General features: G+C 67.2%; 24 protein-coding genes and 1 tRNA gene. 12 read left to right on the top strand and 13 right to left on the bottom strand.

Going from position 1 to position 21,823, the window contains the following annotated elements; translation table 11 throughout:
* Positions 1-34: 34 nt before the first annotated feature.
* From G369_RS0121765 to G369_RS0121780, 5 genes are all read right to left on the bottom strand, one after another.
* A complete protein-coding gene (locus tag G369_RS0121765) occupies positions 35-991 on the bottom strand; it encodes a ribonuclease Z (RefSeq protein WP_244164369.1) in 957 nt (318 codons plus the stop codon).
* Between the two features lie 8 nt (positions 992-999).
* Positions 1,000-1,653: a zinc-ribbon domain-containing protein gene (locus G369_RS0121770; protein ID WP_019656156.1), complete on the bottom strand. Its 654-nt coding sequence runs from the start codon at positions 1,651-1,653 to the stop codon at positions 1,000-1,002.
* Positions 1,654-1,751: 98 nt separating this feature from the next.
* Positions 1,752-2,981, bottom strand: a complete 1,230-nt coding sequence (locus G369_RS0121775) for an RtcB family protein (RefSeq protein WP_019656157.1) — start codon at positions 2,979-2,981, stop codon at positions 1,752-1,754.
* Positions 2,982-3,318: 337 nt separating this feature from the next.
* Positions 3,319-3,460: transfer RNA gene (locus tag G369_RS38680), tRNA-OTHER, on the bottom strand.
* A gap of 321 nt (positions 3,461-3,781) precedes the next feature.
* Positions 3,782-5,335: a vWA domain-containing protein gene (locus G369_RS0121780; protein WP_019656158.1), complete on the bottom strand. Its 1,554-nt coding sequence runs from the start codon at positions 5,333-5,335 to the stop codon at positions 3,782-3,784.
* Positions 5,336-5,546: 211 nt separating this feature from the next.
* Here G369_RS0121780 and rtcR point away from each other — a divergent pair, with 211 nt between their 5' ends.
* The 6 genes from rtcR (at position 5,547) to G369_RS0121810 (ending at position 10,511) form a co-directional block, all read left to right on the top strand.
* Entirely contained in the window at positions 5,547-7,157 is a 1,611-nt protein-coding gene (rtcR, locus tag G369_RS0121785; RefSeq protein WP_019656159.1) for an RNA repair transcriptional activator RtcR, read from the top strand.
* A gap of 16 nt (positions 7,158-7,173) precedes the next feature.
* Positions 7,174-7,719 carry a 2'-5' RNA ligase family protein gene (locus G369_RS0121790; RefSeq protein ID WP_019656160.1) on the top strand — a complete coding sequence of 182 codons (546 nt, stop codon included), beginning with the start codon at positions 7,174-7,176 and terminating at the stop codon, positions 7,717-7,719.
* A 9-nt stretch (positions 7,720-7,728) separates the two neighbouring features.
* Entirely contained in the window at positions 7,729-8,307 is a 579-nt protein-coding gene (locus tag G369_RS0121795; RefSeq protein ID WP_019656161.1) for a 3'-5' exonuclease family protein, read from the top strand.
* Positions 8,308-8,318: 11 nt separating this feature from the next.
* Positions 8,319-9,164: an alpha/beta hydrolase gene (locus tag G369_RS0121800; protein WP_240650044.1), complete on the top strand. Its 846-nt coding sequence runs from the start codon at positions 8,319-8,321 to the stop codon at positions 9,162-9,164.
* A 10-nt stretch (positions 9,165-9,174) separates the two neighbouring features.
* Complete coding sequence (lhpI, locus tag G369_RS0121805; protein ID WP_019656163.1) at positions 9,175-10,134, top strand: bifunctional Delta(1)-pyrroline-2-carboxylate/Delta(1)-piperideine-2-carboxylate reductase; 960 nt, start codon at positions 9,175-9,177, stop codon at positions 10,132-10,134.
* Between the two features lie 146 nt (positions 10,135-10,280).
* Positions 10,281-10,511, top strand: a complete 231-nt coding sequence (locus G369_RS0121810) for a hypothetical protein (protein ID WP_019656164.1) — start codon at positions 10,281-10,283, stop codon at positions 10,509-10,511.
* Positions 10,512-10,563: 52 nt separating this feature from the next.
* On the opposite strand, the gene G369_RS0121815 is transcribed toward G369_RS0121810, so the two are convergent.
* Both G369_RS0121815 and G369_RS0121820 read right to left on the bottom strand, forming a co-directional pair.
* Entirely contained in the window at positions 10,564-10,926 is a 363-nt protein-coding gene (locus G369_RS0121815; protein ID WP_038115491.1) for a hypothetical protein, read from the bottom strand.
* A 99-nt stretch (positions 10,927-11,025) separates the two neighbouring features.
* A complete protein-coding gene (locus G369_RS0121820) occupies positions 11,026-11,634 on the bottom strand; it encodes a TetR/AcrR family transcriptional regulator (RefSeq protein ID WP_019656166.1) in 609 nt (202 codons plus the stop codon).
* Between the two features lie 109 nt (positions 11,635-11,743).
* Here G369_RS0121820 and G369_RS0121825 point away from each other — a divergent pair, with 109 nt between their 5' ends.
* Complete coding sequence (locus G369_RS0121825) at positions 11,744-12,256, top strand: DinB family protein (RefSeq protein ID WP_019656167.1); 513 nt, start codon at positions 11,744-11,746, stop codon at positions 12,254-12,256.
* 24 nt (positions 12,257-12,280) lie between these two features.
* Here G369_RS0121825 and G369_RS0121830 read toward each other — a convergent pair whose 3' ends face one another.
* Complete coding sequence (locus G369_RS0121830; protein WP_019656168.1) at positions 12,281-12,703, bottom strand: hypothetical protein; 423 nt, start codon at positions 12,701-12,703, stop codon at positions 12,281-12,283.
* Between the two features lie 219 nt (positions 12,704-12,922).
* Here G369_RS0121830 and G369_RS38685 point away from each other — a divergent pair, with 219 nt between their 5' ends.
* From G369_RS38685 to G369_RS0121845, 3 genes are all read left to right on the top strand, one after another.
* A complete protein-coding gene (locus tag G369_RS38685; protein ID WP_019656169.1) occupies positions 12,923-13,093 on the top strand; it encodes a hypothetical protein in 171 nt (56 codons plus the stop codon).
* Positions 13,094-13,260: 167 nt separating this feature from the next.
* The gene (locus G369_RS0121840; RefSeq protein ID WP_019656170.1) at positions 13,261-13,839 is read left to right on the top strand and encodes a DJ-1/PfpI family protein; all 579 of its coding nucleotides are present in this window, start codon (positions 13,261-13,263) and stop codon (positions 13,837-13,839) included.
* A 70-nt stretch (positions 13,840-13,909) separates the two neighbouring features.
* A complete protein-coding gene (locus G369_RS0121845; protein ID WP_019656171.1) occupies positions 13,910-14,320 on the top strand; it encodes a ribbon-helix-helix domain-containing protein in 411 nt (136 codons plus the stop codon).
* Between the two features lie 19 nt (positions 14,321-14,339).
* Here G369_RS0121845 and G369_RS0121850 read toward each other — a convergent pair whose 3' ends face one another.
* From G369_RS0121850 to G369_RS0121865, 4 genes are all read right to left on the bottom strand, one after another.
* On the bottom strand, positions 14,340-15,344 hold the full coding sequence (locus G369_RS0121850) for a Bug family tripartite tricarboxylate transporter substrate binding protein (protein ID WP_019656172.1): 1,005 nt from the start codon (positions 15,342-15,344) through the stop codon (positions 14,340-14,342).
* A gap of 125 nt (positions 15,345-15,469) precedes the next feature.
* Positions 15,470-16,675 (bottom strand): 3-oxoadipyl-CoA thiolase, encoded by a 1,206-nt coding sequence (gene pcaF / locus G369_RS0121855; RefSeq protein ID WP_019656173.1) that lies wholly within the window; start codon positions 16,673-16,675, stop codon positions 15,470-15,472.
* Positions 16,676-16,805: 130 nt separating this feature from the next.
* Complete coding sequence (locus tag G369_RS0121860) at positions 16,806-17,459, bottom strand: 3-oxoacid CoA-transferase subunit B (protein ID WP_019656174.1); 654 nt, start codon at positions 17,457-17,459, stop codon at positions 16,806-16,808.
* A complete protein-coding gene (locus G369_RS0121865) occupies positions 17,456-18,157 on the bottom strand; it encodes a 3-oxoacid CoA-transferase subunit A (protein WP_019656175.1) in 702 nt (233 codons plus the stop codon). Before G369_RS0121865 ends, G369_RS0121860 begins: the two co-directional genes overlap by 4 nt.
* A gap of 138 nt (positions 18,158-18,295) precedes the next feature.
* Here G369_RS0121865 and G369_RS0121870 point away from each other — a divergent pair, with 138 nt between their 5' ends.
* A complete protein-coding gene (locus tag G369_RS0121870) occupies positions 18,296-19,081 on the top strand; it encodes an IclR family transcriptional regulator domain-containing protein (RefSeq protein WP_019656176.1) in 786 nt (261 codons plus the stop codon).
* A 130-nt stretch (positions 19,082-19,211) separates the two neighbouring features.
* A complete protein-coding gene (locus G369_RS0121875; protein ID WP_019656177.1) occupies positions 19,212-20,684 on the top strand; it encodes an esterase-like activity of phytase family protein in 1,473 nt (490 codons plus the stop codon).
* A 39-nt stretch (positions 20,685-20,723) separates the two neighbouring features.
* Here the strand turns inward: G369_RS0121875 and G369_RS0121880 are convergent, their stop codons facing one another.
* Entirely contained in the window at positions 20,724-21,737 is a 1,014-nt protein-coding gene (locus G369_RS0121880; protein ID WP_019656178.1) for a Bug family tripartite tricarboxylate transporter substrate binding protein, read from the bottom strand.
* Between the last annotated feature and the right edge of the window lie 86 nt (positions 21,738-21,823).

A 21,823-nucleotide genomic window follows, 5' to 3' on the forward strand; every position in this document is an offset into this window, starting at 1 on the left:
TTCTTCCTTCTTTTTCTTTCTTGTTTCTCTCTTCTCATCGGGCTCGCGTGACGGCCACCTCGCCGGCACTGTCGAGCTCGTAGACATCCAGGTCGCTGGCCAGGAACGCATGGCCGCGGTAGTGCGCCTGCGTCTCGGCCATCAGCGCCGCCATGCCCTCCTCGTTCTGGTGGCGCGCGCTGAAGTGCGTGAGGATCAGGTTCGGTACCTCGACCGACTGCGCGAACTCGGCCAGCAGGCGTGCCGAGCTGTGCATCGGGCCGGGCCCGACCTTGTCGAGCGCGTCCTGAGTGAAGGTGGCTTCATGCACCAGCAACTGCACTCCCTGGCAGGCATCTCGCAGCAACGACGGTTCGGCGTTGTCGCCGCCGACAAGCACGCTGGCAGCGTCGACCTGCGTGTCGACGAAATCAGCGCTGAGCAGCGCCTCGCCGTTGAAGGGCACGTCCTCACCGCTCTGCAATGCACGCCACGCAGGGCCGGGCGGAAGGCCGACTGCACGCAGCGCATCCGCCTTCAGCCGCACGCGCCGCGTCTCGGCCTGCACGCGGTACGCATGGCTGGGCACGCGATGCAGCAGCGCGTGGCGCTCGATACGCACGCCGGGCGCCTCGTACACCAGTTGCTGCGCCTCGACATCCACATGCTCGACTTCGTAGGGCAGATGCAGGTCCGTCAGCATGCGCGTGGCCTCGAACCACTGCCACACCGGCAGCGGCGCGATCAGCTTCAGCGGCTTCGTCCGCTTGCCCATGCCTGCACTCGCGAGCAGCCCCGGCAGCCCATAGCAATGGTCGCCGTGCACATGCGTGATGCACACGGAGGCCAGGTCGTTCAGAGAGAGCGGCGTCTGCAGCACGCGATGCTGCGTACCCTCGCCGCAGTCGACCAGGAACCAGTCGGCGCCGAGCACAGTCTGCACGGCAAGTCCGGAGACGTTGCGATGGCGCGTGGGGGTGCCGGAAGAGGTCCCCAGGAAAGTCAGTTTCATCATCGTCGTCAAGGCCATCGCTCCGTGTTCATCAGCGCGCGCCTCGCCGCATCGGCGGCAACGCGCTCCCAGGCAAAGTATCGGCGACCGCCTTCTGGGCGGGCCGCCATCAGCTCATGCAGCTTTGCGAGGTTCGCTTCGCCGCCCCATCGCGCCATGGTCTGGATCGCCACGACGCGCAGGCTCCACCACTTGCTTTCAAGCGCGGCCTCGACCTCGGCGACGGCGCTCGCGGTCGGTTTTGCATCGCCCAGCGCACGAAGGCGATCCGTCTGCTCGCGCAGCAGGTTCGCGCCCGGCGGCGCGTTGCGCAGTCGCTCGCGCAGTGCGCGCCGGCACGCGAGGCATCGCGCGGCGCGGCTATCGATATGCCCGTGCACGACCTCGTACCACCACTTCTGCTGCGTGGCCGTCCACACTTCCTCGGCGCCGCAATCGCGGCAGGTGAAGGGGCGGTCCTCGTAGAAGGCCGGCAGCACGCCATAGGTGTTGTTGTATCGCTCGAGAACAGACCGATCCGCCGGCTCGCAGCCGAGGGCGAACGCGTAGTCGGTCTGCGGCAGACGGACATCTTTCTCTCGCAGACGTGCGGCCGATGCGGCGGCGCGCTCGAGGCGACGCGTCTTGATCTCAGCGCGCCGTTGCTTGTTGCTCTTCTTCATCTCTCGGACCTTTCCAATGCGCGAGTTGCCGCGAAGGAGGGCCCGAGCCCTTCGCTTCTACGGCATCCCCGCCACAAGGCCGTGCACCGGCCTCGCCTTCATCCCTTCACGCATACGACCTGCTTGAGCGTGTAGACCACCTCCACCAGGTCCTTCTGCGCATCCATCACCGCGTCGATGTCCTTGTAGGCCATCGGGATCTCGTCGATCACGTCGGCGTCCTTTCGGCATTCCACGCCTTCCGTCGCGGCGATCTGATCGGCCACCGTGTAGAGCTTCTTGGCCTTGGTACGGCTCATCTTTCGACCGGCGCCGTGGCTGCAGCTCATGAAGCTCTCGGGGTTTCCCTTTCCACGCACGATGTAGCTCTTGGCGCCCATGCTTCCGGGGATGATGCCCAGTTCGCCGGCCTTGGCGCTCACCGCACCCTTGCGGGTCACGAGCACGTCTTCGCCGAAGTGCGTCTCGCGGCTCACGTAGTTGTGATGGCAGTTCACCGCTTCCACGTGCGCCTCGAAGGGCTTGGTGATGACCTTGCGCGCGGCCGCGACCACGCGCTGCATCATCACTTCGCGGTTCGCTCGCGCGAACTTCTGGGCCCAGCCCACCGCGCGCACGTAGTCGCCGAAGTACTTGGCGCCCTCCTCGAAGTACGCCAGGTCCTGGTCGGGCAGGTTGCGCTGGTGCTGCTCGGCGTCCTTCTTCGCGAGTTCGATGAAGTGCGTGCCGATGGCGTTGCCCACGCCGCGCGAACCCGAGTGCAGCATGAACCACACCGATCCCGCCTCGTCCAGGCACACCTCGATGAAGTGGTTGCCCGTACCCAGCGTTCCCAGGTGCTTGTGGTTGTTGGTGTTCTTCAGGCGCGGGTAGTCTTCGCAGATCGCGTCGAACTCGTCCACCAGCCCGGCCCAGGCCACGTCGGTCTCGTTGGGAGGGGTCTCCCACGAGCCCTTGTCGCGGCCCATGCGCTTGGGGTTGGATCCGTGCGGCACGGCCTTCTCGATCGCAGAGCGCAGCGGCCCCAGGTTGTCGGGCAGGTCGTTGGCATGCAGCGTGGTCTTGCACGCCATCATTCCGCAACCGATGTCCACGCCCACTGCGGCCGGGATGATGGCCTTGAAGGTCGGTATCACCGACCCCACCGTCGCACCGATGCCGTAGTGCACGTCGGGCATGGCCGCGATGTGCTTGAAGACGATGGGCAGGCGCGCCGCGTTCTCGAGCTGCTTCTGCGCCTCGTCTTCCACGGGCACGCCGCGGGTCCACATCTTCACGGGAACGCCGTCGGCGACTTCGTGCAGGTTGTAGTTCTTGATCTGTTCCATATTTCTCTTTCCTTCTCTCTGTACCTGTCTGTCCATTCTTCACGAACGGCTGGTGGACACGGCGGGATTCGAACCCGCATCAATACGGCGACCGCGGTGTTTGAATCCAGCGGCCCAGTCGACGATTGGAAACGCGCGCCAGTGACAGACCCGTCATCGGAGCCAGCACCTGCATCCTCAACCTTGCTCGTCGACCGACTTGCCCGCCGCATCCGGTGCTACCCGGACTGCCGGCAACATCAACATTTTTGGCAGTGGCGCTCCCTTCTGTGCCTGCGTGCCCGAAAACAAAAAAGAGGTGACCAGGAGCGGCGGGTTCTGAACTGAGCTATCTACCTGGGCAGACCGGGACTCGGACCCGGGACCTTCATGGCCGAGACCATGACGCTCTTACCTGTAAACCCGCCTGCATTCACCCCAAAAACAAAAAAAGCAGCGACAAGAATCGACGAAACGGCGTGCTCTGACCACTGAGCTACGGTCTTCCGACCGACGGGATTCGAACCCGCGACCACGAGATTAAGAGTCTGTAGTTCCGCCAGCATTCGCTGCAAAAAAACAGTGCGACAAGGATGGCAAGACATGCCCACCAGTGAACTGGTGTCGGGGCTCGACCCCCGGGCGTCCAGATGTAGTCCTGCCTGCATTCACACTTCAACTTGGCGTCCCCGACCGGCGACTAACGTTCGATGTGAGGAGAACATGGCTGGATGTACTCACATCTGCATTCGCCGGACGACGACATCTATCAATTCGTGGGAGGAGTACCACGAGCCGAGCCCGCGGCACTCTCCTGTCCTTCAGATCGAGGTTTCCTCGATCACACCCACCCAGTGGTCGGCGCCCAGGCCACCCGCGGCATACACCGCCAGCAGCTTGAACACTTCATCGCTGAAGCCGCCGATGTTCAGCACATCGTCGCGCTCCTGCGCCTGGGTAGTCGCATAAGGCTGGATGTCGATGCACACCATCCGCGCCTTCGGGTTGCGCTTCTTGAACGCCGCCCATTCCTGCATGGTGGCGGTACCGCGGCCGCGTGCGGGGTCTGCCCACGACTCGTTGTCCGATACCAGCACCACCAGGTCGGCTTGCGCCTTCTCGCGGTTCAGCAATGCCAGCGGCGCGCTGCACGAGGTCCCGCCGCCGCCTACCGCCGCCAGCTTGGCCGCGTTGGTCATCACCGAATCGCGAGGATTCAGTTGCAGCGAAACCACCTTCGTCTCGAAGGGCAGCACGCGCGCATCGGCATTGCGGCGCAGCATGGCGGCAGCCACCAGCGCAGCCACGTCGATGCATCGCACCGTCGAGGTCGCCGAACCGCGGTGCCCCGTCACCGACGAGCTCATCGAGCCCGACACGTCCGGACACACCACCACGCGGCCCTCGAACTCCGGCACGTTGGCCAGCGCGAGTTCCATCGCGTCCTGCAGCGCTTCCTTCACCACATGCGGCACATCGGCACCGGCAGCCTTCCAGGCCGCCATCAGCTGGTACGGCAATACACGAGCCTTGGCCACCGCCTGCGGATCACGCAGCTTGGCAGCCACTGCTTCGGCAAGGCCGGGCAGTGCGAACACGCCGTGGCGGGCGAAGGTGTTCAGGTTCTGACGCACCATCTGCCACGAACCGCGCTGCGCAATCTGCGCCCACGCATGCTTGTCCAGCTCCAGTGCGGTCAGCATCTGGAACGGCACATCCGGAACCTCTTGCGCACGGTCACGCTTGAAGCGCTCGAAGGCCTGAGTCACCGGAGGCAGCGCCTCCAGCGCATACGGACGATCGATCAGCCATGCGAACCATGCGGCGCGCCAGGCCTCGACGGGCTTGGGGTGAACCATCTTCACCACATCGGCCAGCGACGGCGTGTTGCCCACGGCAGCGTTCAGCAGCTGAGCCTCGGTCGCCTCGAGCAGCCATTGCTGCACCAGCTTCTTCGGACGCGTACCCAGGGACTTGCGGCCCACCGCGCCGGATCGCAGCATCTGCGCGAAGTTGCGCAGCATCTTGCCGTTGTCGACCACGCGGCCGAACACCTTGGGGAGCAGCGACACGTCGCGCACCGCCAGCGTGGCGGCCAGCAGCGCCGGCATGTCCTTCATGTGGCCTGCGCGGCGGGCATACACGGCGGTCTTCGCCACGAACAATGGATCGATCTCGCGAGCGAGGGCCAGCACGGCGTCCAGTTGGTCCTGGGCCTGTGCGTGGAACGTGTTGTTCAGGCAGCCGGTGGCAGCGAGCTGCGCCAGACGATGCTTGGGGGACAGCGCATAGGCGGCGCCGCCGGCTTCGTTGCGGGCATCGGCAGCGGGTTGCAGGGCACCGCGCAGCGTCTGGAAGAGTTGAAGGTTGGCCATGCGACTTCTCCTTGTTCGGTTCTTTTTTGTCGGTTGTTTTCTTGAGTTGCGATCCTTATTGCAACGGGTGTGCCAGCGTTCAGCCTCCTGGTGATTGATCTTTCCAAGCCATTGATTTGATTGAGTTTTTTCTAATCAGACACGATCAATCGCCTCTTACCATCTTTCCCAACTGATCATTTCCTATAATTTTGGATAGCCATTTATCCAAATGAAGAAGAAACCCATCGTCGTCATCGGCTTCCTCGGCACCCAGCTCGACGCCGGCCAGGGCGCGGGCCGCTGGAACAAGTGGCGACCCACCGTCTCGCTCGCGCAGCACGAAGACATGGTCGTCTCGCGCATGGAGCTGCTCTACACGCTGCGGCACAAGGCGCTGGCCGAGGTGGTGAAGGCCGACATCGCCACCGTGTCGCCCGAGACCACGGTCAACCTCGTGCCGCTCGACCTCGCCGACCCGTGGGACTTCGGCGAGGTCTACACGCGCCTTTACGACTGGGCGCGCGGCTACAGCTTCGATACCGAGCGCGAGCAGTACTGGACCCACATCACCACCGGCACGCACGTCGCGCAAATCTGCATGTTCCTGCTGTCCGAATCGCGCGTGGTGCCCGGCGTGCTCGCGCAGACATCGCCGCCGAAGAAGCAGCGCGAGGGCGAGGCCGGCAAGTGCACGCTGATCGACCTCGACCTCTCGCGCTACGACGTGATCGCGCGGCGCTTCGACGCGGAGCAGCGCGACGCAGTCGCCTTCCTCAAGAGCGGCATCGCCACGCGCAACGCGCGCTTCAACGCGCTGATCGACGAGATCGAGCGCGTCGCCGTGCGCTCGCGCGCGCCCATCCTGCTGGTGGGGCCGACGGGCGCGGGCAAGTCGTTCCTGGCACGGCGCATGTTCGAGCTGAAGCAGTCGCGCCACCAGATGACGGGCCCGTTCGTCGAAGTGAACTGCGCGACGCTGCGCGGCGACGGCGCGGCCTCCACGCTCTTCGGCCACAAGAAGGGCTCGTTCACCGGTGCCGCCGCCGACCGCGCGGGCCTGCTGCGCACCGCGCACCAGGGCGCACTCTTCCTCGACGAGATCGGCGAGCTCGGCCTCGACGAGCAGGCGATGCTGCTGAAGGCCATCGAGGAGAAGCGCTTCTTCCCCGTGGGCGCCGACAAGGAGGTGGAAAGCGACTTCCAGCTGATCGCCGGCACCAACCGTGACCTGCGCAGCGACGTCGCCGAGGGCCGCTTCCGCGAAGACCTGTTCGCGCGCATCAACCTCTGGACCTACGACCTGCCCGGCCTCGCGAAACGACCGGAGGACATCGAACCCAACGTCGACCATCTGCTGGCCCTCCATGCCGCCGAGAACAACCGCGTGGTGCGCTTCAACGCCGAGGCGCGCGCCGCCTACCTGCGCTTCGCGCAAAGCGGCGAGGCGATCTGGAGCGGCAACTTCCGCGACCTCTCGGCCAGCGTGACGCGGCTGGCCACGCTGGCCGACGGCGGGCGCATCCCGGTCGCGCTGGTGGAAGCCGAGATCGCGCGGCTGCGTTGGCTGTGGAAGCACGCGGGCACCGCGCCGCCCACAACCGAAGGCGTGGATCTCGATGCCCTGCTCGGCGAGGAACGCAGCGCAGCGCTCGACCTGTTCGACCGCCTGCAGCTCGAGGCGGTGGTGCGCGTCTGCCGTCAGTCGCGCAGCCTGTCGGACGCGGGTCGCCAGCTCTTCCAGGCTTCGCGCGCGCAACGCAGCGTGGTGAACGACGCCGACCGGCTTCGCAAGTACCTCGCCAAGCACGGCCTGGAATGGGGCCGGATCGCCAACGCCTGAGCTATCCTCCGCCGCCATGGCCATCTCCGCATTCGCCGTGAAGGTTCCCGCCGCCGAGCCCATGGTGGGCGACCTGCGCCGGCTCTACGACGCCACCTCGGCCCTTGGCGTGCCCGCACACATCACGGTGCTCGTTCCATTCATGGACCCGGCGCGCATCACGCCGGAAGTCCTGGAGCGTGCCCGACAGGCCCTGAGCCGAACACCATCGTTCTCCTTCGCACTGAACAAGGTCGGGCGTTTTCCGGAAACCGCGTATCTCGCACCTGAGCCGGCGGCACCATTCATCGAGATGACGCTGGCGCTCGTGGAAGCGTTTCCCGAATTTCCGCCGTACGGTGGCGAGCACGACAGCGTCGTTCCGCATCTGTCTGTGGCGCACGGCAAGGCGCTCGATGCAGATGCGGCGGCGGACGAACTCCGAGCGCGCCTGGCCGCATCGGGAGCTGTGCATGCGGCCTGCATCGAGATCGCGCTGATCGAGAACTCGACAGGCAAGTGGCGCGACATGCACGTCTTTCATCTGCGGCGTGCAGCCTCGTTCTTGCCCTCCATCCAATAAGAACAACACATGCCAGAAATCTACATAAGCACCGACGTCGAATCCGACGGCCCCATACCGGGCCCGAATTCGATGCTCAGCTTCGGCTCGGCCGCCTACACGGCCGACAAGCAACTCGTCTCCACCTTCAGCGCCAACCTGCACACGCTGCCCGGCGCTCAGGCCGACCCCAAGACCGCCGCATGGTGGAAGACCCAGCCCGAGGCCTGGGCCGCGTGCCGCGCCGACCTGCAGGACCCGGCCCACGCCATGAAGAACTACGTGAGCTGGCTCAAGGGCCTGAACGCGCGGCCGGTGTTCGTCGCGTACCCGGCGGGCTTCGACTTTCTCTTCGTCTACTGGTACCTGATGCGCTTCGCGGGCGAGAGCCCGTTCAGCCACTCGGCACTCGACGTGAAGTCGTTCGCGATGGCGATGCTGAAGCTCGACTACCGCGACAGCACCAAGCGCGCCATGCCGCGCCGCTGGTTCGACGCCGGACTGCCGCACACGCACGTGGCGCTCGACGATGCCATCGAGCAGGGGGCGCTGTTCTGCAACATGCTTGCGGAAAGCCGCGCGGCTGTCGCCGGCGGGAAGCCCGCATGAAGGGCGGCGCGATGCGTCGCTGGTTCGGAAGGCTGGCGATGTGCGCCTTGCCGCTCTTGCTGGGCGGCTGCGTGCAGTCGTTGTTCTATTACCCCGACAGCGTTCGCTACGAGACGCCCGAGGCGCTGGGCATGCGCTACGAGAACGTGCAGTTCACCAGCGCCGACGGCACGCGCCTGAGCGGCTGGTTCCTGCCCGCGGAGAACCGCCAGGACCCGAGGGAAGCCAAGGGCACGGTGGTGCATTTCCACGGCAACGCGCAGAACATGAGCACGCACTGGCGCTTCGTGGCCTGGCTGCCCAAGCGGGACTACAACGTGTTCGTGTTCGACTACCGCGGCTACGGCCAGTCGGAAGGCAAGCCCGAGCCCAAGGGCGTGTTCGAGGACTCCAACGCGGCGCTGAACTACGTGCGCTCGCGCAAGGACGTCGACCCCGAGCGGCTTTTCGTCTTCGGCCAGAGCCTGGGCGGCACCAACGCGATCGCGGTGGTGGGCTCGGGCAACCGCGCGGGCGTGAAGGCCGCAGCCATCGAGTCGACCTTCTATTCCTATTCGGCGATCGCCAACGAGAAACTCAGCGGCGCAGGCCTGCTGGTGAACGACGACTACGCGGCATCGAAGTACGTGGCGGCCATATCGCCGATTCCGCTGCTGCTGATCCACGGCACGGCGGACCAGGTGATCCCGATCTCGCACTCCAGGCGGCTGCTGGCCGACGCGCGCGAGCCCAAGCGGCTGATCGAGGTGCCGAGCGCCGCGCATCTCGAGCCGATGACGGCCCTGCGCTACGGCTCGGCCTACCGCAAGGCGCTGACCGAGTTCTTCGAGTCGGCACTCCATCCGCTGCAGCAATGAGACGACGGCCATGAGGCATTTCGACGAAGCCGCCACCCGCGCGCCACTGTCCTTCGACCGGCTGGTTCCTGCGCTGCGCGCGGCCTTCGCCGCCGGGGCGCAGGTGCCGCCGCGCCACGTGCACGTCATCGAGACCGAGGCGGGCAACGGCGACGGCGGCACGCGCAAGGGCACCGTGCTCATCATGCCGGCGTGGAGCGACGCCGGCTTCCTGGGTATCAAGACGATCAACATCTTCCCGGCCAACAGCGAGCACGGCCTGCCCGGCCTGCACGCGACCTATGTGCTCTACGACGCGCGCACCGGCGTGCCGCTGGCGATGATGGACGGCAACGAGATCACCGCCCGGCGCACGGCCGCCGCCTCGGCGCTGGGTGCGTCGTTCCTGGCGCGAACCGACGCTCGCCGGCTGCTGGTGCTGGGCACCGGCCGCATCGCGCGCATGCTGCCGGCCGCGCATGCGAGCGTGCGCCCCATCGACGAACTGTGGGTGTGGAACCACCGGCCCGAAGGCGCGCAAGCGCTGGCCGCTCAGTGGCGCGCCGAAGGCTGGAACGCGCGCGCGGCACCGGACCTCGAAGCCGCGGTGCGGCAGGCCGACATCGTGAGCTGCGCGACCCTGGCCACCTCGCCCCTCGTGCGCGGCGAGTGGCTGGCTCCGGGCTCGCACCTCGACCTGATCGGCAGCTTCACCCCCGCGATGCGGGAAGCCGACGCGAGGTGCTTCGACGGCGCCCTGACCTGGGTCGACACCGACGAGGCGCTGCAGAAGGCCGGCGACCTGCTGGACGCGATGGCCGCCGGAACGCTGCGCAAGGAGGAAGTGCGCGGCACGCTGGCCGCGCTGTGCCGCGGGGAGCGCCCGGGCCGCTCGGACGACGCCGAACGAACCGTATTCAAGGCCGTCGGCAGCGCACTCGAGGATCTCACCGCCGCCACACTCGTGTGGCAGGCGGGCAACGCCGGCTAAGCCTTACGGCTTAGCCCAGGTTGTCTTCTCCTACATCTGGATACGTCATGTAGCTAATAGCGAACATGGCGCATCGCAGTTAATGTGCTCCCATCATCAAAACCGGGGGCTTGAGGCGCTCCCACCATCGAACCGGGGAGCACGCCATGCTGAGCACTGAACACAAAGCCAACATCCTGCGCAAGGCCGGGTACGCCGTGCCCGCGATCCCCGGGAGCGCCAGCAGCCCCTACCAGACGGTCCAGTGCTGGGCCAAGGCGATCGAGACGCTCTACGTGACGTACGCCGCGAGCCGCGCCGCCAAGAGCCTGCGCGACGCGGAGGAAGCCCGGATGCTGGCCCTGCTGCAGATGCGCTCGGCCAGGGCCCTGGCCTGAAGCTCAGGCCTGTTCCAACCCGGTCAGCGCCGGCACGGCGCGCCGCTCGGCTTCAGGGTTTCTTCTGCTTCTCGGGCGCGTCGTTGCTGCCGCCGCGCGACAGCTGGCCTGCCTTCATCGCCTCCCGATTGGCCGCCCGGCGCTTGGCCGTCGCGGCGCGGCGTTCTTCCCTCGACATCCGGGGCGCGGTCGTCGCCCGGACCTCACCCTCCTGCATCTGCGGTCCGCGCGCCGCGGCGGCGCCTTCGGCGCGGCGTTCCTTGCGAGCCTCGGCGCGCTCCGCCTTGGTGGTGGGCGCGGTAGGCCGGGCCTTGCCCTGGGAGGGATCCGCTTCGCCCGAGGACTGGGCGGACGCCACCTGCACGACCATCATCTGAGCCAGGGCCAGGCAAGCCGGCACGAGCATTTTTTTCATTGCGATGACCTTTCAGCACCCGCAAAGGCACGGGGCGGGGGCATTGTGGTCAGGGTGCGGGGGCAGTGTCCACGCGGGCAACCCGAATGCCGATGGAGTTCAGTCCGTGCGCCGGCGGTCGCTCAGGTAGGCCAGGACCAGCCTGACGAGCTCGGACCGCATCGCGGGAGCATCCAGGTCGCCGCGACGCGCCGCCGAGTGGACGGCCCCCTCGACCGCCGACGAGAGCATGCGGGCGGCGATGTCGGCGTCGGCGCTTTCTCTTTCTGCCGGCTCTCGGCTTTCCGCGACCAGGGCGCGGTAACGCCGCTGGTATTCCGCCTCGAACTCGGGATAGCTCGAACGCGCGGCCAGCGGCACTTCGTCGACGAGCACGCGATGCAGGGCCTGATCGACCGAATGGGCCGCGATGACGCCATCGACGAAGCGCTCCACGCGGCGCGGGAACGTGGCCGCGGGATCGCCCTCTTCGTCGCAACGGCCCAGCGCCGCGAGCACCTCGTCGAGGTGGCGCTGGCGTATCGCCTCGGCGATGGCCAGCTTGTCCGGGAAGTACTGGTAGAGCGAGCCGACGCTGACGCCCGCCACCGCCGCGATCTCGTTGGTGGTGAAGCGCGCCCATCCGCGGCGCGCCAGAACGCGAGTTGCGGCCTCGACGATCGCGTCCACCGTGACGCGCGAACGCTGCTGCCGGGGCGCTTTGCGCATGGTCCTGCGCTGTGGGGGAATGCGAGTACCCAAGTTCGAGGCTCCACTCAAGAATGGGAGCGCACGCAAAGGCGTGCGTTCAACGTTCAACTGCCGAGGGGAGATTGTGATGAGTACGCAGACGCTTCTGGCTTCGCTGTTCAGCTACAAGGCCTGGGCCGACGAAGGCCTGCTGGCGGGCCTGGCCGATCTTGCGGCCAACGGGCCTGCCGACGAATACCGCACGGCCGCACGGGTGTTCAACCACGCCTGCATCGTCGACCGGATCTTCGTCGCCAACGTGCAGCGGCTGCCGCACGGCCACACCGCGACGGGCGCACCCGAGCCGCCGCCACTGGAGACGCTGGCCGAAGCAGTGCGGGAGACCGACCGCTGGTACATCGACTACGTCGCACGCCTGGGCCCGCGCGAGCTCGAGGAGCGCATCGACTTCAGCTTCACCGACGGCGCAGCGGGCCGGATGTCGCGCGAGGAGATGCTGGCCCACGTGGCGACGCACGCGGGCTATCACCGGGGCGAGGTGGGCCGGATCCTGACCCGGCTGACCGGCTCGTCGCCGCCGGACACCTTCACCGGATTCCTGCACCAGGCCGAACCCGCGCGCCGCGCACGCAACGCGTAGCGGCGGAGTCTTCCGGCGAAGCGCTTACTTGCCCTGTGCCGACTGCAGCACCGGGTTCTGCATGGTCGAGATGACCTTGCTGTTGACGCGCGAGCCGCTGGTCACGTTCTGGTCGGGCGCGGCGGCGGTGGCCATGGCTTCGCGGTAGACCTGCTCCGGGTCGCGGCTGGAGGTGAACGGGTCCGGGCCGCGCGAACCACGCGTCACGTTCTGGTTGGGCGCGTGGGCGGTGTCGACGGCCTGCTTGTACACGGCCTCGGGGTCGGCCGTGGAGGTGAACGGATCGGCACCGCGTGAGCCGCGGGTGACGTTCTGATCCTTGGCGTGGGCGGCGGCGATGGCTTCGGCTTCGACGGCTTCGCGGGTGCGCTGCTGGGCCTGGGCAGGCAAGGAAGCGAAGGCAAGCAGGGCGAGCGCGGCAGCGAGGGTGATCTGTGAGGTCTTCATGGCTGGTCTTTTCTGTGGGTTGTCTGTCGGTCCGTGAGAGGCTTGCCCGGGGATGCGGGAAAACCCTGAGCGAGGCTATTCAGCGCAAAAGGCAGATCGGTGACGCCCCCGCTGCGGCCCACGGCTCTTGCGCATGCCCTGCAACTTCTACGAACTTCTGTTAGCCACTGCAGCCACGCACTCTCCCCTCCCACACGCGGCGACGGGGACAACCCCTTCGTGCTCGTCATCGGCCAGGGCGACGCGCAGATCGGCGTGTGCGTGATGGGCAAGGTGCGCGGGCGCGCCACCAACGGCCCGGAAGACGACCTGGGCTTCTTCTACGCCGGCATCGCGCCCGCGGTGAAGCACGGCGCGGCGCGCCGTGGCGTGGCGGTGACGCTCATCTGAAGACGCCGGGCCGGCAGACCGGTCACAGCCGGCTGCTACCCGCCGCACCTTGCTCCTTCGAATAATCCGGAAACGGCCCGCGCCCAGGTCCACCGCGCCGGGCGGGGCCGGGCCGGGCCGGGCCGGGCTGGGCCGCATTCCAACCTCATCCGAAGGAGACAAACCACATGGCGCGCAAGATCCTGATGCTGTGCGGCGACTACGCCGAAGACTACGAAACCATGGTGCCCTTCCAAGCCCTGCTGGCCGTGGGCCACACGGTCCATGCGGTGGCGCCGGACAAGAAGGCCGGCGACTGGATCCACACCGCCGTCCACGACTTCGAGGGTGCGCAGACCTACAGCGAGAAGCCAGGGCACCGCTTCACGCTCAACGCCAACTTCGCCGACGTCCGTCCCGAGGCCTATGACGCGCTCCTCATCCCGGGCGGCCGCGCACCCGAGTACCTGCGCATGAACAGCCGCGTGGTCGAGATCGCGCGGCACTTCCTCGCCACCGACAAGCCGCTGGCGGCCGTGTGCCATGGCGCACAGCTGCTCGCAGCCACGGGGCTGCTCAAGGGCCGCAAGGTGTCGGCCTATCCGGCCTGCCAGGTGGAGGTGGAACTCGCGGGTGCCGAATACATGGGCATCCCGGTCGACCAGGCCGTGACCGACCGCAACCTGGTCACCGCGCCCGCATGGCCGGCGCATCCGGCATGGCTCGCGCAGTTCCTCGCGGTGCTGGGTACGCGCATCGCGCATTGAGCTTCGGACGGGCGGACGGCGCTACAGTGCGGCGTCGCCCACCTTCCTTCGAGCAAAGGAGACAACCACCATGTGCGAGGTCTTCATCAGCGCCGATCCGCAGAGCTACGACGCGCGCACGCGCTCGGTGCGGCTGCACGGCGTGGTCACCAGCATCCGGCTGGAGAACCTGTTCTGGCAGGTGCTGGAAGAAATCGCGCGGCGCGACGGCATGGTCGTGGTGCAGCTCATCGAGCGGCTGTACGACGAGTTGGTGGCCGCGCGCGGCGAGGTCGGCAACTTCGCCTCGTTCCTTCGGGTGAGCGCCCTGCGCTACGAGGCGCTGCTGGCGCAGGGGCGCATTCCGGCGGACAACTCGGTGGCGATCCGCTCGCTCGACGCGAAGGCGGTGCTGCACGAGCTGCCCGAGGGCTGGGGCAGGCCGCTGCCTGAACAACGGCCGGCCGCCACGGTACACACGCTGCGCGCGGCGGCGCGATGAGGCGCCTGCGCCCGCCACGTCAGTCCAGCGACACGTTCGCCTTGCGGATCACGTCGGTGAAGCGCCTGGTCTCGCTCGCCACGAACTCGTCGAACTGCGGGCGCGTGGTCGGGAAGGGCTCGTAGCCGAAGCTCTTGAACTTCTCCAGCACGTCGGGCTCGGCCAGGCCCTTCTCGATGTCGCGCTTGATCTTCTCGGTGACCGATGCGCTCAGGCCCTTGGGCACGGCGATGGCGTTCCAGCCGATGACCTCGAAGCCCTTCGGGCCGCCCGATTCGCCGACCGTCGGCACGTCGGGGAAGGCTGCCACGCGCTGCGGCGCGGCGGCTGCCAGGAAGCGCAGCTTGTTCGCGCGTTGCAGCGGGCCGGCGGTGGCGCTGCTGCCCAGCGCGAAGGCCAGTTCGCCCGTGGCCACCGAGGTGTAGAGCTGCGTGGTTTCCTTGTAGACGATGTGCTCCATCTGCGTGCCGGTGGCCGATTCGAAGAGCTCCGAGCCCAGGTGCACCGGGTTGCCCACGGACCACGAGCCGTAGTCCAGCTTGCCGGGGTTGGCCTTGGCGTCGGCGATCAGGTCGCCGATGGTCTTGTACTTGCTGTTGGTCGCGACGGTGAAGAAGAAGTATGTCTTGAACAGCGGCAGCAGCGCGTCGAAGTCCTTGCTCGTGTCGTAGGGCAGCTTCTTGAAGAGCGCCGGGTATGCTGCAAGGTGCACGTTGTCGAGCACGATGATGTCGTGGCCGTCCTTCGCGCCGCGCTTGAAGGCATCGATGGCGATGAAGCCGTTGCCGCCGGGGCGGTTCTCGACCACCACGGGCTGGCCCCAGGCGCGAGAGAGCTTGTCGGCCACCAGGCGGGCCACGCCATCGGGGCCGCCGCCCACGGGGAACGGCGTGATGATGCGCACGGGCTTGGTGGGAAAGGCCTGCTGCGCGGACGCGGCCGCGGGCAACAGGGCTGCGGCGGCCAGCGCGAGAGCGGCAATGCCGGCGCCGCGGCGCGTAGTCTTCTTCGACGTGTGGTTCATCCTCTGATCCTTCTCTTTCATCCTCTTTGGTTAAAAAAATGCCATCGGGCCGCTGTTGCCGCGGCTGCCGATGGCTTGTCTTCTTGCTTCTCTGGTTGTTTTTTCGTTTCGCCGCGGTCCGGTCGTCAGACGCGTTCGAGGATCACCGCGATGCCCTGCCCCACGCCGATGCACATCGTGCAGAGCGCATAGCGGCCGCCGCCCTTGTGCAGCTGGTTCACGGCGGTGGTGGCAAGGCGCGCGCCGCTGGCGCCCAGCGGATGGCCCAGCGCAATGGCGCCGCCGTTGATGTTGACGCGCGCGTCGTCGTCCTTCAGGCCCAGCAGGCGCAGCACGGCGAGGCCCTGCGCGGCGAAGGCTTCGTTGAGTTCGATCACGTCGATCTGGTCGAGCTTCAGGCCGGTGAGCGCCAGCACCTTCTGCGTGGCGGGCGCGGGGCCGATGCCCATCACGCGCGGCGCGACGCCGGCGGTGGCCATGCCGACCACGCGGGCACGCGGCGTAAGGCCGTGCTTGGCGGCGCTGGCTTCGTCGGCCAGCAGCAGCGCGCAGGCGCCGTCGTTCACGCCGCTGGCATTGCCCGCGGTGACGGTGCCGTCGGGGCGCACCACGCCCTTGAGCTTGGCCAGCGATTCGAGGCTGGTCTCGCGCGGATGCTCGTCCTTGTTGACGACGATGGGGTCGCCCTTCTTCTGCGGCACGGTCACGGGCACGATCTCGGCGTCGAAGAAGCCCGACTTCTGCGACGCCACGGCGCGCAGCTGCGAGTTCAGCGCCATCAGGTCCTGCGCCTCGCGCTCGATCTTGTAGTCGGTGGCCACGTTCTCGGCCGTCTCGGGCATCGAGTCGACACCGTACTGCGCCTTCATGAGCTTGTTGACGAAGCGCCAGCCGATGGTGGTGTCGTACACCGCGTTGTTGCGGCTGAAGGCGCTCTCGGCCTTGGGCATGACGAAGGGCGCGCGGCTCATGCTCTCCACGCCGCCGGCGATCATGAGGCCGGCTTCACCGGCACGGATGGCACGCGCCGCGGTGCCCACGGCATCGAGGCCCGAGCCGCACAGGCGGTTGATGGTGGCGCCGCCGAGTTCGATCGGCAGGCCCGCCAGCAGCGCCGACATGCGCGCGACGTTGCGGTTGTCCTCGCCGGCCTGGTTGGCGCATCCGTAGAGCACGTCGCTCACGGCCTGCCAGTCGACGTTCTTGTTGCGCTCCATCAGCGCCTTCAGCGGCACGGCGCCGAGGTCGTCGGTGCGAACGCTGCTGAGCGAGCCGCCGTAGCGGCCGAAGGGGGTGCGAACGGCGTCGCAGATGAAGGCTTGGTTGGTCATGGTGTGTCTCGCTTGGAAGTGAATCGAATTCGGATACCGGACGCAGAGAACGCGAAGGTCTCGCGAAAGGCGCAAAAGAAAACCCGGACCATTTTCCGAAGTTCCTTCGCGCCCCGCCCGGAAGTTCGCCTCAGGCGGCGATGGGCAGACCCACGAGCTTCTCGAGCTCCTCGCGGCTCAGGCCGTCGACGAGGTCGACGAGCTTCAGGCCCTGCGGCGTGCATTCGAGCGTGGCGAGGTCGGAGTACACGCGCTTGACGCAGCCGATGCCGGTCAGCGGATAGGTGCATTCCTTCACCAGCTTGCTCACGCCCTGCTTGGTGAGCAGGTCCATCATGACCCAGGTCTGCTTGGCACCGATGGCGAGGTCCATCGCGCCGCCGACGGCGGGAATCGCGTCCTTCTCGCCGGTGTGCCAGTTGGCGAGGTCGCCGGTGGCCGACACCTGGAAGGCGCCGAGCACGCAGATGTCGAGGTGGCCGCCGCGCATCATCGCGAAGCTGTCGGCGTGGTGGAAGAAGGAGCCGCCCGGCAGCAGCGTGACGGGCTGCTTGCCTGCGTTGATGAGGTCGTAGTCCTCCTCGCCGGCCTCGGGTGCGGGGCCCATGCCGAGGATGCCGTTCTCGCTCTGCAGGATGACTTCGCGGCCCTTGGGCAGATGGTTGGCCACCAGCGTGGGCTGGCCGATGCCGAGGTTGACGACGGCGCCGTCGAAGATGTCCTGCGCCACGCGTGCGGCGAGCTGGTCCTTGGTGCGGCGTGTGTAGTTCGTGCTCATGGTCATGCTGCCTTCTTGAAGCCGCCGGCCTGGGTGGCCACGCGTTCGATGCGCACCACCTGGTGCACGAAGATGCCCGGGGTGACGATGGTCTCGGGGTCGAGGGTGCCGAGCTCGGCGATGTCGTGCACGGTGGCGATGGTCTTCTTCGCGGCCATGGCCATCACCGGGCCGAAGTTGCGTGCCGCCTTGCGGTAGACCAGGTTGCCCCAGCGGTCGCCGCGCTCCGCCTTGATGAGCGCCACGTCGCCGTGGATCGGGTACTCGAGCACGTACTGCTTGCCGTCGATCTCGCGGGTCTCGCGGTTGCCGGCCAGCTGCGTGCCGTAGCCCGTGGGGCAGAAGAAGGCGCCGATGCCGGCGCCCGCGGCGCGGATGCGCTCGGCCAGGTTGCCCTGGGGCACGAGTTCGAGCTCGATCTTGCCGCTGCGGTAGAGCCCGTCGAACACCTGGCTGTCGGCCTGGCGCGGGAAGCTGCAGATGATCTTGCGCACGCGGCCGGCCTTCAGCAGCGCCGCGAGGCCGGTCTCGCCGTTGCCCGCGTTGTTGTTGACGACCGTGAGGTCCTTGGCGCCCTGCTCGACGAGGCCGTCGATGAGCTCGTTGGGAATGCCGGCGGTGCCGAAACCACCGATGAGAACCGTGGCGCCGTCGGGGATGCCAGCGAGGGCATCGGCGACCGAGCGCGCGATCTTGTTGATCATGAAGCCTGTCTCCGGAAGTGAGGGAAGGGAACGAAGAAACGAATCCGCCTGAACGCGCCGACCGATTCTGCAAACCGCCGATTTGTTCGTCTAAAGAACATTTGTTCGTATAATGAATTCTAGAGAGGAAGGCGAACCATGGCAACCCACGCGTCACAACCCGAGACACCGGCCCCCGGCGACAGCTACGTGCAGTCCTTCGCGCGCGGGCTGCAGGTGATCCGCTCGTTCAGCGCCAATGCGCCGCACCAGACGCTCAGCGAGGTGGCCGCCGGCAGCGGGCTGACGCGCGCGGGCGCCCGGCGCATCCTGCTCACGCTGCAGACGCTGGGCTACGTGGTGACCGACGGCAAGCTCTTCACGCTCACGCCGCGCATCCTCGACCTGGGCTTCGCGTATCTCTCATCGATGCCGATCTGGAACCGCGCCGAGCCGGTGATGGAGGCGCTGGTGCAGCAGGTGCAGGAGTCGTGCTCCGCCGCCGTGCTCGATGCCACCGACATCGTCTACGTGCTGCGGGTGCCGACCAAGAAGATCATGCACATCAACCTGGGCGTGGGCTCGCGCCTGCCGGCCTACTGCACCTCGCTGGGCCGGCTGCTGCTGGCGGACCTCGACGACGACGAGGTGCGCGCGCGGCTCGAAGCCTCGAACATCGAGGCACTGACCCGGCACACGATCACCGATATCGACGCGCTCATGGCCAAGGTCGCGCAGGCGCGCAAGCAGCAGTGGTGCCTGGTGAACCAGGAACTCGAGGAGGGCCTGATCTCGGTGGCCGCGCCAGTCGTCGACAGGCAGGGCCGCATGGTGGCCGCGCTCAACATCAGCGGCCAGGCGAACCGCACCAGCGCGAAGGCGATGCAGGAGACCATGCTGCCCGCGCTGCGCGAAGCGGCGGACCGGGTCTCTCGGATGCTCTGATCGCGGCCGATCCGCACTGAACGAAAGCGAAAGGCAAACAGCGAAGGACGAAAGGCGAAAGGACATTCACGGACAGGTCACATCGGCTTCCTAGATTGCTCCCCTCACAACAACACCGGAGGATCCAATCGTGTCCAGTCGCCTCGTCCCGCTCAGCCTGCCGCGCCATATCGCAATTGCGGCCGTTGCATCCGCAGTCCTCGCCGCATGCGGGGGCGGCGGCAACGGAAACGGCATCGTCCTTCCGCCCGTGGCGGGCACGCCCGCTCCAGCACCGGCGCCCGCGCCGGCACCCGCTCCTGCTGCCCAGCCGCCGCAGGATGCTTCCGCGGGCCTGCCGCACAAGCTCACCGGCTGGGCCTCGCTGCCAGCCTCGTTCCGCCAGCCCGGGCCGACCACCGGCCAGTTCATCACCGCCGCGCTCGGCGTGACGCCGCCCTTCGTCGACGGCCAGCCGCTGCCCGGCTTCTCGGCGCTGCTGAAGAACGACGACGGCACCTGGACCGCCATGCCCGACAACGGCTACGGCAGCAAGGGCAACTCCGGCGACTTCGTGGTCGGCTTCTACAACGTGAGCATCGATTTCCGCACCGCGTCCAACGGCACGACGGTGCCCGGCACCGTGAAGGTCAACAGCCATGTCGCATTCAACGATGCGAAGGGCTTCCTGAAGGACGGCAAGGGCGTCGATTTGAAGATCACCGCCGACTTCGCCAACTACCAGACGGTCTCGGGCAACAACCTCGTCGACAGCGGCAAGCCGGTCGATCCGAGCATCGTCAGCGGCCGGCTGCTGACGGGCTTCGATCTCGACGTCGAGTCGATCGCCCGCGCGAAGGACGGCACGTACTTCGTGGGCGAGGAGTTCGGCCCCTACATCCTGCACTTCGACAAGGACGGCACGCTGATGAGCGACCCGGTGCCGCATCCCTTCCTGCGCAGCCCGTCCAACCCGCTGGTGACGAACGAGGGCGCCACCGCGACTTCGCTCTCCAGCCGCGGCTTCGAGAGCCTCGCCTTCAACGCCGACAAGACCCGCCTCTACGCGGTGCCCGAAGCGGCGCCTTCGCTGGCCTCGCTGCGCCCGGTGGCCGACGACGAGCGCTACCTGAACTTCTTCGAGTTCGATCCCGCCTCGATGCTCTACACCGGCAAGAATCCGGTCTACAGGAAGGACGGCCCCGCCAAGGACAACCAGATCGTCATCGGCGACATGACCAACATCGGCGGCAACAGGTTCGTGCTGATCGAGCGCGACAGCCTCTATGGCTCCAAGGCCGTGGTCAAGCGCCTCTACATGGTCGACCTCGACGTGAAGGACGCCGACGGCGTGCTCAAGAAGACGCTGCTGGTCGACCTGCTGAACATCTCCGACCCGGACGACATCGGCGGCCCGCTGGCCAACGTCGCGAACGGCAAGTTCAGCATGCCCTTCGACTCGATCGAAAGCGTCGAGGTGGTGGACGACTACACGCTCGCCGTCGCGATCGACACCAACTACCCGACGGAAGACGGCCGCGTGCCCGGCAAGCCGGACGACACGGAGATCATCACGATCCGCTTCGAGCAGCCGCTGTTCAAGCGCACCGCATCGAAGACCTGAGCGCGGGCGAGCGAAGCAGCGAACGACACCCGGAAGGCATCAGCCTTCCGAGTGGATGCCCTTCATGATGATCACGCCGCCCAGGCGCGTGGTGTCGGCGCGCATGCGCTTGGCCAGCGTGTCGGGCGAGCCGGGCTGGGCCTGCCAGCCGGTCTTCAGCAGCGCCTGGCTCACGTCGGGCGAGCTGATGACTTCGACCAGCGCGGCATTGAGCCTGGCGACGGCCGCGGGCTTCATGTTCGCGGGCGCGGCCAGCGCGGTCCAGATCTCGAGGTCGGCGCCGCGCACGTCCGCGTCGCGGATGGTGGGCAGCTCGCCCGCCAGCGGGCTGCGCTCGGGCGAGGTCACGCCGATGGCCTTGATCTTTCCCGACTTGATGTGCGGCATTGCGAGGCCCGGCGGCAGCAGCGCCAGCTGGATCTCGTTGGCCAGCAGGCCCGCGATGACCTGCGGATTGCCGGTGTAGGGCTTGTGCTGCGCGGTGATGGCCGCGCGGCTCTTGATGAGCTCCATGCCCAGGTGGCCCACGGTGCCCACGCCCGGCGTGCCGTACTTGGCGCCGCTGCCGAGGTTGCGCACCCACAGCAGCTGCTCGGCCGCGGTCTTGCCGGTTGCGCTGCCCGAGACGGCCAGCACCAGCGGCGCGGTGCCGATCAGGCCGACCGGCGCGAAGTCCTTCTCGGGATCGAAGGGCAGCGAGGGATTGAGCAGCTTCGCGATCGTCAGGTTGCCGTTGATCAGCGCGCCGATGGTGTGGTCGTCGGTGGCCTTCGCCACCTGGTCGGCCACGGTGTTGCCGCTGGCGCCTGGCTTGTTCTCGACGACCACCGGCTGGCGCAGGATCTTCGACAGCGGCTCGGCGATGGCGCGCGCCGCGAGGTCGGGCGATGCGCCTGCAGGAAACCCCACGAGGATGTGCACGGGCTTGGTCGGCCAGGCCGCGTCGGCGGTGCCGCTGTTGCGTTGCTGTTGAGCCCACGAAGTCTTCGCAAGCAGCGAAGCGGCAATGGCTGCCGCGCCGCCTTCGAGCAGGCGGCGTTTGGTGATCGTCAAGATGACTCCAGGAGTATGAAGGGACTGGAAGGGATGATTACATGGCGTTTACAACACGTTACAGGACGACGATGTTTTTAGCAAGT

Source organism: Variovorax atrisoli 110B (assembly GCF_000382045.1).
GTDB classification, from domain to species: domain Bacteria; phylum Pseudomonadota; class Gammaproteobacteria; order Burkholderiales; family Burkholderiaceae_C; genus Variovorax; species Variovorax atrisoli.